Origin of the sequence: Paenibacillus sp. ATY16 (assembly GCF_003399985.2) — a bacterium.
GTDB lineage: Bacteria > Bacillota > Bacilli > Paenibacillales > Paenibacillaceae > Pristimantibacillus > Pristimantibacillus glycanilyticus.
Window position 1 is genome coordinate 378606 of sequence record NZ_NMOK02000023.1, and the last position, 12740, is coordinate 391345.

Here is a 12740-nt window from a genome sequence, read left to right on the forward strand (position 1 = left end):
ATTATAGTCAAGGAGGATGCATTATATCATCCTTCTTGACTATGGTTGGTCAATGGGAATCCGATATATTATCCTCATCGCCTAAATAAATACGTATCGTTGAACCCTTCTCTACCCTTGCGCCGACTGCCGGAGCCTGGCGGATAACCGTATTGCCCGAACCCGCCGAAGACAAATTGAAGTTCATGTTCATATCCTCGTATATGTCCGACACTGATTTTCCTACCAGGTTAGGAACCGTAACGATCGGCGTCTCGCCAAGCTTATACTTCTTGTCGATCTGCTTCTCGCGAGGCGGCACCTGCAGAATCGTAAGAGCGTCCTCCATAATATTACGCACGATAGGGGCAGCCACGACACCGCCGAATTGAATGCCTTGCGGATTGTCTACCGCCACATAAATGACGATCTCCGGTTTATCGGCAGGAGCGAAGCCAACAAAGGATACGATATGTTCATTCGGAGAATAACGTCCATTGATTACTTTTTGCGCGGTACCTGTTTTTCCGCCTACCCTGTAGCCATCGATATACGCATTGCCGCCTGTTCCGAGGGCAACGACGCTTTCAAGCGCTTCGCGCACCTGCTTCGACGTGTCCTCCGAGATGACCTTGCGGACAGCCTCCGGTTCAATCTGCTGCACCGTCTCGCCGGTCTGCGGATTAATCCATGCCTTGGTTACATGAGGTTTGTACAAGGTACCGCCGTTAATTGCAGCCGATACGGCGGCAATTTGTTGAATCGGCGTAACCGATACGCCTTGACCGAAAGCGGTAGTCGCAAGCTCGACAGGACCAACCTTATCCAGCTTGAACAAGATACCGTTTGCTTCGCCAGGAATATCAATGCCCGTTTTCGAACCGAATCCGAAGTTTTTAATATAATCGAAAAGCTTTTCTTTGCCAAGCCGATTACCAAGGTTTACAAATCCCGGGTTGCAGGAATTTTGCACAACCTCGAGGAAGGTCTGGCTGCCATGGCCGCCTTTTTTCCAGCAGCGGAGCCTGGCTCCCCCGATCTCGACGGCACCGGGATCGAAGAAGGTTTCGTTCTTGAGATTTACCTTCTTCTCTTCGATTGCAGCCGCAAGAGTTATAATCTTAAACGTAGAACCCGGCTCGTAAGTCATCCAGATCGGAAGATTCCGGTTGTAGGTTTCGCTTGGATATTCCCTGTAATTGGCAGGCTCATAGGTTGGCCGGCTTGCCATGCCGAGAATTTCTCCCGTATTCGGGTTCATGGCGATTGCAATGATATCATCCGGCTGGAGCGCCGTCATCGCCTGATCGAGTTCCCGCTCCATAACCGCCTGAATCTGCTGGTCGATCGTTAATTCCAGGGATAAGCCTTGCTGCGGCGCCTTGTACGTATCCGAAGAATTCGGCATTGTTTTGCCGGATGCCGTGGATAAGTAAGAGACATTGCCGTCAATCCCTTTAAGCATATCGTTATATTTGGCTTCCACGCCGGTAAGCCCTTTATCTACTCCCGTAAAGCCCAGCAAGTGCGCGGCGAGGCTTCCGAAAGGATAATAACGGTTATTGTCCTCCGCAACGACAACTCCGTTAAGATGCAAATTTCTTACCTGCTGCGCCTTGTCGGTAGTCATTCGTTTACCGCCCGGCTTTAGCTCAACAATGCTGGTTTTCTTGGAGAGCAGCTTAACCAATGCTTCCTCCGTCATATCCAAATAAGGCGCAAGCTTGGCTGCCGTTGCCTGTTTGTCCGGAATTTGCACGGGGATAGCCAGCACGGTTGGCGTGCTTATATCATACGCCAGCTTGGTCCCGTTACGATCCAGAATATCGCCACGCTTCGCCTTATAAGGAATTTCGCGCCGCCAGTTGTCTTCCGCTTGGGCGGACAGCTTCTCGCCCTGCCACAACTGAACATAAGAAAGCCGGAAAATCAATCCGGCAAAAGCTGCCACGCTGATTAAAAGCACGATAAACAGCCGGCGACGCAACGTTACATTTGATACCTTCATCCTTGTTCCCCCTTACGCCTCATCCTTCGGCTGAGCGTACGCTGACGCTCATTCCCAACCTATGAGGGACAAGTGGGGGATAGAACAAGCTATCGATGAATTATTGCGTATTGGCCGTATCGACTTTCTGATCTTCGGCCGAATTGGTCCCGTCATCCGCATTTGCCTTGGCATCCTCCGAATCGGAAGAAGCGGTCTCGCCGTTCACCGCGTCCGTCTGCGGAGAAAGCGTAAGTTCAATGAGACGCTCGCCATTTTTCGTGATCTGTTTCTGCGAAACGACATAGCCTTCGCCTTTAACCGTTGCGCGGATGTCCAGCACGGATGCGATTTCGAGTGCGTCGCGCAATGAAATACCCGTCATATCCGGAATTTTCAGCTTATCCCGTTGCTCCGTAATCAAGTAAACCTTCTGGGCCGGATGAACGGAAGCCCCCGAAGCAGGCACCTGCTGGATGACTTTTGTTCCGCCGCCGACTACCTCAACGTTTAAGCCGCGTGATTTCAGTTGCGTTTTTGCTTGGGATACGGTCAGACTATCGAGCTTAGGCACGGATACCGTTACTTCTTTCTTCCCGTTCTCGGTGACTTTAACATCCGGCGCAACGCCCATATGCTTTAAGCTTTTGTATACAATGTCCTTAAAGGCAGGTGCCGCAACGGCGCCGCCGCCGGCTTTCGGATCGTTAGGCTCGTCAACGACGATATAGAGGACAATTTTCGGATTCTCGACAGGCGCGTATCCGATAAAAGATACGACGAACTTGTCTTGCGAATATTTTCCGTTAATAACCTTTTGCGCCGTACCCGTCTTGCCTGCTACCCGATAGCCTTCGATATAGGCGTTGCGGCCGGTACCGATCTCTTGGTCCGATACAACCTGTTCCAGGTATTCGCCCACCTTCTTCGAGGCTTCCTGCGAAATAACCTGTCTGACTACCTTAGGCTGCGTCTTTACGGTTGTCTTCGTGTTAGGATCATAAATCTGTTTCACGATATGCGGCTCCATCAGCTTGCCGCCGTTCGCAACCGCGGCAACTGCCGCAATCTGTTGAATGGCCGTAACTTGCACCTTGCCTTGACCAAATGAAGCGCGGGCAATATCGGAAGGAATGGATAAGTTCACGTTAATCGCACCCGATGCTTCACCGCCAAGCTCGACGCCCGTTTTTTGGCCGAACCCGAACCGGTTGATATAATCCATAAGCTTTTCTCCGCCAAGCTGCTCCCAGCCCAGCTTAACGAACGCAACGTTACTGGAGCGCTTCAAGCCTTCCAGATAGGTGATCGTACCCCAGCCGACTTTGTTAATGTCTTTTACCGGAGCGCCCGGTACCGCTATGGAACCGGAATGATACGTCGCGTTCGGGTTGAAGATCCCTTCCTGCACGGCTGCAGCCAGCGTTACAATCTTGAACGTTGAACCGGGCTCATACAAAGACTTGATCGAGTGGTTATACGCATTCTCGTAACTCATGTCCCAATAGGTATTCGGATCGAATGTCGGATAATTGGCCATTGCCAGAATATCCATCGTATTCGGATCCGCGGCAATCGCGGTAATGCTTTTCGGATGATATTTCTGATTGATATCCTCCAGCGCCTTCTCCACGTAATTCTGAATGTCCATATCGAGCGTAAGAGCAATGTCCTGGCCATCCTTCGCCGGCTTGTATTCGACTTCGCCTTCCGCGAGCTGGACGCGTTTGCCGTCCTTTTCGTACTTCAGCTCCCCGTCTTCGCCTTTCAGCTTGTCGTTATAGAACGATTCAATCCCCGAAGCCGCCTGGCCTTCCTTCGTCACGTACCCCAGCAGCTGCGAAGCCATGGAATGACGAGGATAGTAACGCTTCTGATCTTCAAAGAGGTAAATGCCGACGTCTTTCGTCTTGTATTTATCGTAAAGCTCCTGGCGGAACTTAACGACCTTGTCGGCAAGCTCCTTGTCTATCTTCCAGCCTTCCTCGTGAATCTCGCGCTGCTGATAGTAGTCGCCGTTATCCTTTTGCGCCGTAACGATCTTGAGCAGATCGGCCTCCGGCTTGCCCAGCAATGTATGTAATCCCGCTGCTACTTCGTCGGCGATATTAAGCTTATGAATCATATCGGGGCTTACCGCGATATCGTAAGCAACGGAGTCCATGGCGAGCATGTTGCCGTCCCTATCCGTAATCGTCCCCCTCTTCGCTACGAGCTTCTCTTCGGCCGCCCATCTTGTTTTGGCCTTTTCGTACCAAAAGTCTCCTTTAACCACCTGCACCCAATAGATTCTTCCGATTAGAACAACAAAAAGGAGGGTTATTATCCCTCCAAACAACAACGTGCGAAGTTTAATTCGTTTCACCATATGCGTCACCTATTCCGACTTGGCGGATTGTGTATTTACCATGATGTCCGGCTGTTCGGTGCTCGCCATGCCTTGCGTTTCTGCCATTTTGCGGATCCTCTCCGGATCGTTAAGCATTTCTACTTGCTTCTGCAACTCTTTCATATCAATGTTCATCGTTGCGTATTGCGTTTTCATTTGCTTGATTTGGACGCGCATATCATAGTTTTTCGCATATTGATTTACAATGACTCCAAGTACGATTACGCAAAAAACAACCGTAAACATGTACAGCAGTTTCTCTTGAACCGGAATCGACTTGCGCTTCACAACCATCCGTTTCGTCTCGCGGACGACCGTCCGCTGATCCGGCTTGCGCTTTGGCTGCATGGCCAAATTGCCGTTGATATAAGCCAATGAAAGAACCCCCTCTAACCTACAATTTTTCTGCGACACGCAGCTTGGCCGAGCGAGAGCGAGGGTTAACTTCCAATTCCTGCTCTGTCGGAACAATCGGCTTGCGGTTCACTAACCGAAGCTTTCCTGTGCCGCCGCATACACATTTCGGGAAATCCGGCGGACAAGTGCATTTTTCAACATAACTCGCAAATAATTGCTTGCAGATGCGATCCTCTAATGAATGGAAAGTAATAACGGATATCCTGCCGCCTGGGCCAACGCATTTCACCGCTTGTTCCAATGCGTCTTCCTCGGCGCCGAGCTCGTCATTTACGGCAATACGGAGAGCCTGGAAGGAACGCTTGGCCGGATGACCGCCAGTCCGTCTTGCTGCAGCCGGAATGCCGGTTTTGACCAGTTCAGCCAGCTCGCCGGTTGTTTCGATCGGCGCATTCTCGCGGGCCTGTACAATTTTGCGTGCGATCGATCTGGCGAATTTCTCTTCGCCGTACACATGCAGAATTCGAGAGATCTCCCGTTCTTCCCAGCCGTTTACGATATCGTAGGCCGTCAAGGCTCCACCCTGATCCATCCTCATATCGAGAGGAGCATCATGGTTGTAGCTGAAGCCGCGCTCCGCCTCATCCAGTTGGGGGCTGGAAACGCCAAGATCGAACAATATGCCGTCGACCTGAGGGACACCGTCTACCGTTGGAACATCACACGTGAGAAGCATTTCTTCCAAATAACGAAAATTGCTCTTGACTAGCGTTACTCTATCCATATAGGGAGCAAGCCTTACGCGTGCGTTATCCAGCGCAGCATCATCCTGGTCAAATGCGATCAAACGCCCTCCACCGCTCAGCTGGGACACAATTTTTTCACTATGACCTGCGCCGCCAAGCGTACAGTCGACGTATATGCCGTCCGGCTTGATCGCCAGTCCGTCAACCGCCTCTTCCAATAGCACTGTAATATGCTGAAACACGCTAACATCCTCCCATTCTTGTTGTTTACTCTAGAAGTTGAAGTCGAAATCGACCAATTTCTCCGCGATTTCGTTGAACGCCTGCTCGGACTGCTCGTAATAGCCTTCCCACGTCGATTTGCTCCAGATCTCGACGCGGCTAGATACGCCAAGCACCATACAATCCTTATCCAATTTCGCGTATTCACGAAGGTGGGCTGGTATGTTTACCCTTCCCTGTTTGTCGAGCTCGCATTCCGTTGCCCCGGAAAAGAAAAACCGGGTAAACGCGCGGGCATCCGACTTCATGAGAGGCAGTGACTTCAGCTTCTGCTCCAGCACGCTCCACTCGCTCATAGGGTAAACGAACAAGCAGTTGTCTAATCCGCGGGTTGCGATAAAGGTGGCGCCTAGCGACTCCCGGAACTTAGAAGGAATAATAATGCGGCCCTTCTCATCAATGGTATGTTGATATTCACCCATAAACATGAGATGCGCCCACCCCTTCCCCCATATCCTCCACTTCGCACCACTTTTCCCCACTAAGATAGACTAGTTCGCCACCTAAAATAAAAATCCTGCTCCATGAGCAGGATTTTTGAAAAATAATTCATATGATTAACCGTTTGGCTTATTCGGATCTTCTTCCTGATCCTCTTCTTTGACCGGAGGGACCATAGGGTTTCTTGACGAAGCCTGATATTTCGGTCTGGAGCGGAATTTGCCGCGCAGCCAGTATACCGGAAGCCCGATAACAACAAGCAGCAATAGAATCGGCAGAGCACCGGCAACAAAAACAAGCAGCTCCTGAAGGACGGTGATCATGGCGTTTACGCTGTCTTGCAAGGCTTTGGACATTTTATCGCCAAGACCGTCCTCCACCGACAGCGTATCCGACTTCCCGTCTGGCTGATAAAGCCTGAGCTCAACCGTCGAATAAGAAACGTTGTTATCCAGGTAACGGATTCGCCCCTTCAATCGCTCGATGTTCTCCTGAACCGTCGCAAGCTGCTCCGAAAACTTCACCAGATCATCCGCTTTTGTCGCTTTATCCATAAAAGCAAGCAGCCTCTCCTCCACCACCTGCTGCGCTTTCAGACGCGACTGCAGGTCCACATACTCCTCCGTCACGTCCGTTCCGCTAATCTGCCGCTCAAATTTCTTATGCTCGATACCGTTAAGGCGGTCAATAAAATCCATAAAGCCTGCCGCCGGCACTTTAATGGTATAGGTGGAGCTCTTCTCGCCGTTGTACTGCCCATCCTGGAATTGCAAAATATAACCGCCTGACTGGTGAATGGTGTTGCGGAGTGCCGTTGCCGCCTTATCGAAATCAACGGCTTCTATCGTTAAATTCGCTTTGTAGATCAGTTTTTGATTCAGGCCCGCTTCCGTGCCGTCAGCGGCAATCTCTCCGATGGACCCGCCGCCCGCTTCACCGCCTACCGCCGCGGCAGGCGCTTCGGCAGAGCCTGCCGCGAGCTCCGAATTGACCTTCGCCTTGGCATCCGAGGACTGGCTATTGACAACCGCCCCGCTGTTCGCCGTTGATGCGGCCGAGTTCATGTTGCTACTTCCTGTTGAACAACCTCCAAGAAACAGTGCAATCGCCGTAATCATGAGCAAGAACGTATACCCGTATTTTTTTATTCGCATCTTTACTCCCCCTTTTCCATGGTTCACCGTCCTAGACGAACAGAATTTGGAAAGGTTGCACGAGGGAGGAAATACAACCTAACTTTTCATGCTGCTTAAAAATAGCGCAATCAGCTCCATTGCCAGCAAGGAGGTCTGATCCTTATGATCAAGCAGAGGATTCACCTCGACGAACTCGGCGGAGGTCATGCGTTTGGATATGCCTAACAGGCGGATAGCCTCACGTGCTTCGTCCGCGGTTAAACCGCCCTGTACCGGAGTACCCGTCCCCGGAGCTTCGGAAGGATCCACGCTGTCGATATCAAAGCTGAGATGGATGCCGTCCGCCGCGTCTCCCGCCATACGAAGCGCTTCGGTGATTACCGTATGAATGCCCAGCCGTCTAATGTCGGCCATGCGGAAACAAGAAATTCCCTCCGCCTGGATAAACGCTTCCTCGGCAGGATCCAGATCCCGCGCTCCGATAAGGACAATATTGCCGGGAGCGATTGTACCCGCTCCCGGCAATAAGTGGGATAAAGACAGCTGTGCCCTTCCTTGGGCGACGGCGAGCGGGATACCGTGCATGTTGCCGGAAGGGCTGGTTAATTCCGTGTTCATATCGGCATGCGCGTCAATCCATATGACGCCAAGCTTCTTGTAATGCGAGGTCAATCCTGCTAACGTTCCCATTGCCAGACTATGATCCCCGCCAAGAACGAAAGGAAATTGTCCGGCAGCTACAACCTCCTTTACTGCCCGGGCCAATGCCATTCCCGTCCTGATAACTTCATCGGAATGGTTCATCGGGACCTGAATAACGGGAGAAGGCATTCCCGCGTTAATAACATCCTTTAGCTTATTAATCGTGCAGCCATGCTGCTGCAGCATTTGAAAAAGGCCAAGCTGATAGATATGGCCGGGTGCTTGCTCGCTGCCGGGGGTTCCGGCGCCAAGGCCAAAGGGAACGGATAACAAAGTCAGCTTATTCATATTTGAAACACTTCCTTAATCCGCTCCAGCGCCCAGTCCAGCTCATCCTTCGTTATAACCAGCGGCGGAGCGAAGCGGATGGCCGTCTCGTGGGTTTCCTTGCATAACAGCCCAATCTGGAATAAAGCTTCGCAGTAGGCCCTCGCTTGGACGGACAACTGCATCCCGATAAATAAACCTCTACCCCTAACCTCGATAATATCCTCGTGCCGTATCGATTCCAGGGATTGTTTGAAATACTGGCCAAGCTGTTCCGACCGTTCAGCCAGCTTTTCGTCCTCGATCACCGCAATCGCGGCTAACGCTACCGCACATGCCAGCGGATTGCCGCCAAAGGTTGAGCCGTGCGAGCCCGGTTCGAACAGCCCAAGCACGTCATCCCCGGCCGCAACGGCCGAGATAGGCAGAACGCCTCCGCCAAGCGCCTTCCCCAATATATACACATCCGGAACGACGCCTTCCCAGTCGCAGGCAAACCTCTTGCCCGTCCGGCCAAAGCCCGTCTGTATCTCATCGGCCATAAACAATACATTGTGCTGCCTGCATAATTCAAAGGCCTGCTTCAAATATCCGTCGGGCGGCACGACAACGCCGGCTTCGCCTTGAATCGGTTCCACAAGAAAAGCTGCCGTATTTGGCGTTATCGCATTGGCAAGCGCTTCTGCATCTCCGTAAGGGATGATTTTAAATCCCGGCGTAAAAGGTCCAAAGCCGGCGCGGTATTGGGCATCGGAGGAAAACGAAGTAATCGTAATGGTCCGGCCGTGAAAATTGCCTTCGCAGACGATGATCTCGGCTTGACCGGAAGGGATTCCTTTAATCCGGTAAGCCCAGCGCCGCGCAGCCTTTAGCGCCGTTTCCACCGCTTCGGCGCCCGTGTTCATCGCAAGAATTTTGCTCTTGCCCGTAAATTCCGCCAGCTTCTTGGATAACTGGCCAAGCTGCTCGCTATGGAAGGCTCTGGAAGTCAACGTCACCTTATCCGCCTGCTCTTTAAGCGCCCGAATGATTGCGGGATGCCGGTGGCCATGGTTCAGCGCGGAATAAGCGCTGAGCATATCCATGTAACGACGGCCTTCCGGGTCTTCCACCCACACTCCTTCTGCCTTCTCGATTACAACAGGAAGCGGACTATAGTTGCGTGCACCGAAGCGATCCATGAGACGTATCGTGTCAACGGAGCTTTTCATTTGCGCAATCCCCCCTTGTTTCATTGTACGGTGATTGCCGCAAGTCCCATGACCGCAAAAAAAAGAACGCGCCAGAGGGCGCGTCCTTTGCATTCATTTATTCTTCTTTCCAGCTGTCGAGATAAGTAACCTGCTCCGGCGTAAGCTTATCGATGCTGATGTTCAGCGAATCCAGCTTAAAGCGCGCTACCTGCTCGTCAAGCTCGTAAGGTACGTTTACGACTTTTTTGCCGATGTTCGCATATTGCTCGTTCACGTATCGAAGGCCAAGTGCTTGGAGAGCAAACGTTGTATCCATAATCTCTGCCGGGTGCCCGTCGCCTGCAGCCAGGTTAACGAGACGTCCTTCAGCCAGCACGTAGATGCTGCGGCCGTCCTTCAGCTTGTATTCTTCGATATTGCGGCGAACGGTACGGATATCCGTCGACATGGCCGCAAGCTCCGGCTTGTTGAACTCCACGTCGAAGTGGCCGGCGTTCGAAAGAATCGCGCCATTTTTCATGACTTCGTAGTGTTCGGCGCGGATACAATCTTTATTCCCCGTTACCGTAATAAACAATTCGCCTACTTTTGCCGCTTCCGACATCGGAAGAACCGTAAAGCCGTCCATGTAAGCCTCAACCGCTTTGATCGCATCCACTTCGGTTACGACCACGTTCGCGCCTAGTCCTTTGGCGCGCATGGCAACGCCTTTACCGCACCAGCCATAGCCGACCACGACTACCGTTTTGCCTGCCACAACCAGGTTCGTCGTCCGGTTAATGCCGTCAAAGACGGATTGGCCGGTACCGTAGCGGTTGTCGAACAAATATTTGCAATAAGCGTCGTTTACGGCAACCATCGGGAAGCTCAGCGTGCCTTCCTTCTCCATCGCCTTGAGACGGATAATTCCCGTCGTTGTTTCCTCCGCGCCGCCGCGAAGATTCTCGCGGAGATCCGGGCGTTCGGTATGCAGAATCGTAACCAGGTCGCCGCCGTCATCGATAATGAGATCCGGCTTGGATTCAAGCGATTTGATAAGCAGCTCCTTATACTCTTCCGGCTCGGGATTGTATTTGGCGAATACCGTAATGCCGTCTTCCACCAGTGCCGCGCAAATATCGTCCTGCGTGGACAGCGGGTTGCTGCCCGTAATCGTTACGTCCGCGCCGCCCGCTTTGACGACCTTCGCGAGATAGGCCGTTTTCGCTTCCAGATGGAGGGAAATGGTAACCTTCAGGCCTTTAAAGGGCAGATCCTGCTCGAACTGCTCGCGGATCCGGTTCAAGACCGGCATATGAGCGCTTGCCCAGTCAATTTTCAAATGCCCTTCCGGAGCAAGGGCGATATCGCGGATAATGCTGTTTTCCAATGTACTCATGCTTTTTAATAGCCTCCTACAACATTCTTACCACAATAGAACTTACATGGTTCACGACAATCGAAAACCGAAGTTCTATTTGGCGATTAAACCTACCTCTAAACGAGGTCGCCCATCTTCGAATTGCCTCGAGAAAGGTTTACTCACATCACAAATAAACGAGTTGATGTCCGCCTGTCGGACTGAACGGAAGCTCAAGCAGCTTCTCCAGCCATGCGGAGCCGTAACGGTTCCAATAGCCGGACATGTTGATCACTCTCTCCTGCGGTTTGCCGCTTGGCCAGAGCGAAAGCGCAATGCGGTCGAGCTGACGTATCGACGCGTCGTATTGCTTATTAAATGCATCCTTCGTTTTGGCTTCCAAATACTCAATCTGCTCGACAATCTTCTGGCGGTTCGTCTCGCCCAGCTTCAGAAGACCCGGCTGAATGGAACCGGCAAGCTCAAGCAGCGGTCCGTACATCGCAACAAACGACTGCTTCACGTCTTGGAACCGCTCTTCGATGGAAAGCTGGTCCTGCTCGGACAGCCACGCTTGCTTGCGGGCTTCGAAACGCTTCGCCACATCCTCGAAGGACAGTTCGTATTTCATCATATGCTTCGCAATGGTACCTTCTACCAGAGTAAAGGACATTCTCGGCACAATAATCGGCATTTCCATTCCCAGCTTACGGAAAGCTTCGCCGGTTAATGCCCAATACGCGATTTCGCCCGGGCCCAAAACGGTACCAAGCACCGGGAACAAGTAATCCTGCATAATCGGCCTTGTAAGCACGTTGTTGCTAAGCTGGGAAGGCTGTTCGTCCGCCAGTTGAAGCAGCTGCTCTTTCGTCCAGAAAGCAGTTGCCTTCCGGTCCTGGAACTGCCCGCCGCGCTTGTGCAGCAGCGTCCGCTCGTCCCCGTTCGCCGGGTTAAACACAAACAGGTTCGCGCTGCCCTCCACGACATCCGCCTGCAGCTGGTAACCAAGCGATTTCACTTTCTCGGCCGCTGATTTATACGCTGCTTCGAGCTCATCGTTCTCCTCGATCATGCGGCGGAACATCGGCGCTTCGATTTTGCGGAGCTTTGGATCATCCGCATCCAGCAGAACGAGGCCTTCCTTGCCGAACAAAAAGGACAGAATTCCGGCAAACATGTCCGATAACGACCGGGATTGATCTGCAATTTGCCTTAGCTGCTCAAGCAGTCCAGGCTTAAAGTCCGAATGAGGGAGCGTCTGCTCGAGCTCCTCCAGCATCGCGTTCCAGCTGTCCGTTTCAACAGCCGTACGGCTTACGGAAGTTCTAGGGCCTTCCGGACGCTGCACGATCAGCTTGCGCAGCTCCTGCTCCGCGTTCAGCACGAACGTATGATTTGCTTCATCCCAATCGTGATCCTCGCCGGCAATCCAGAAAACCGGCACAACCGTGCGGCCCAGCTTCTCGGAAGCCCATTTAGCCCCGCTGACGATGGAGACCGCCTTATGTATCACGAGCAGAGCTCCTGACCACAAGCCGGCTTGCTGCCCGCCAATGATAACCGGCGCGCCTTCCGCGATAGCGCGGATGGAAGCGTCCACCTCCGGCGTTGTATAAGGGCTGTTGTATTGGCGCAGCACCTCGGCTAATTCCGCCGGGTTCGCCCGGCTGCCCGAAAGCTCCTCCAGCTTCTTCAGGCGCCCTGCCCAATCCTGCTCGCGTCCGGCATGATAGCCGTACAGCGATTCGATATTTGCGTCCGTTCGATGTATATAAGCCTCTGTTAAAGGCTGGGCGCTTGGCAAGTCATAATGTTCCGTATTCATAGCGCAGCCAGTTCCTCCCAAATCAATCATATAGTTTTATAAAACTGTAACCATTCAAGCAACAATTTGATTGTACACAAAGGATAAGCCGCACGTC

Annotated in this window: 10 protein-coding genes; all 10 read right to left on the bottom strand. The window is 52.3% G+C overall.

The window, feature by feature from the left end:
* Positions 1–49 precede the first annotated feature (49 nt).
* Positions 50–1987, bottom strand: coding sequence for a stage V sporulation protein D (locus CFI03_RS14630; protein WP_248757772.1), 1938 nt, complete (start codon positions 1985–1987; stop codon positions 50–52).
* A 100-nt stretch (positions 1988–2087) separates the two neighbouring features.
* Positions 2088–4334 (bottom strand): penicillin-binding transpeptidase domain-containing protein, encoded by a 2247-nt coding sequence (locus CFI03_RS14635; RefSeq protein ID WP_248757773.1) that lies wholly within the window; start codon positions 4332–4334, stop codon positions 2088–2090.
* Between the two features lie 9 nt (positions 4335–4343).
* A complete protein-coding gene (gene ftsL / locus CFI03_RS14640; protein WP_127498503.1) occupies positions 4344–4730 on the bottom strand; it encodes a cell division protein FtsL in 387 nt (128 codons plus the stop codon).
* Between the two features lie 19 nt (positions 4731–4749).
* Positions 4750–5700 (bottom strand): 16S rRNA (cytosine(1402)-N(4))-methyltransferase RsmH, encoded by a 951-nt coding sequence (gene rsmH / locus CFI03_RS14645; RefSeq protein ID WP_201001450.1) that lies wholly within the window; start codon positions 5698–5700, stop codon positions 4750–4752.
* Positions 5701–5730: 30 nt separating this feature from the next.
* The gene (mraZ, locus tag CFI03_RS14650) at positions 5731–6168 is read right to left on the bottom strand and encodes a division/cell wall cluster transcriptional repressor MraZ (RefSeq protein ID WP_127498507.1); all 438 of its coding nucleotides are present in this window, start codon (positions 6166–6168) and stop codon (positions 5731–5733) included.
* A gap of 129 nt (positions 6169–6297) precedes the next feature.
* The gene (locus CFI03_RS14655) at positions 6298–7335 is read right to left on the bottom strand and encodes a DUF4349 domain-containing protein (protein WP_248757774.1); all 1038 of its coding nucleotides are present in this window, start codon (positions 7333–7335) and stop codon (positions 6298–6300) included.
* A 78-nt stretch (positions 7336–7413) separates the two neighbouring features.
* Positions 7414–8307, bottom strand: coding sequence for an arginase (gene rocF, locus CFI03_RS14660; protein ID WP_248757775.1), 894 nt, complete (start codon positions 8305–8307; stop codon positions 7414–7416).
* On the bottom strand, positions 8304–9497 hold the full coding sequence (locus tag CFI03_RS14665; RefSeq protein WP_248757776.1) for an ornithine--oxo-acid transaminase: 1194 nt from the start codon (positions 9495–9497) through the stop codon (positions 8304–8306). The genes rocF and CFI03_RS14665 overlap by 4 nt, the downstream gene beginning before the upstream one ends.
* 97 nt (positions 9498–9594) lie before the next feature.
* Positions 9595–10857 (bottom strand): adenosylhomocysteinase, encoded by a 1263-nt coding sequence (locus CFI03_RS14670; protein WP_127498516.1) that lies wholly within the window; start codon positions 10855–10857, stop codon positions 9595–9597.
* Between the two features lie 148 nt (positions 10858–11005).
* Positions 11006–12643: a bacillithiol biosynthesis cysteine-adding enzyme BshC gene (gene bshC / locus CFI03_RS14675; protein ID WP_248757777.1), complete on the bottom strand. Its 1638-nt coding sequence runs from the start codon at positions 12641–12643 to the stop codon at positions 11006–11008.
* Positions 12644–12740: the final 97 nt, after the last annotated feature.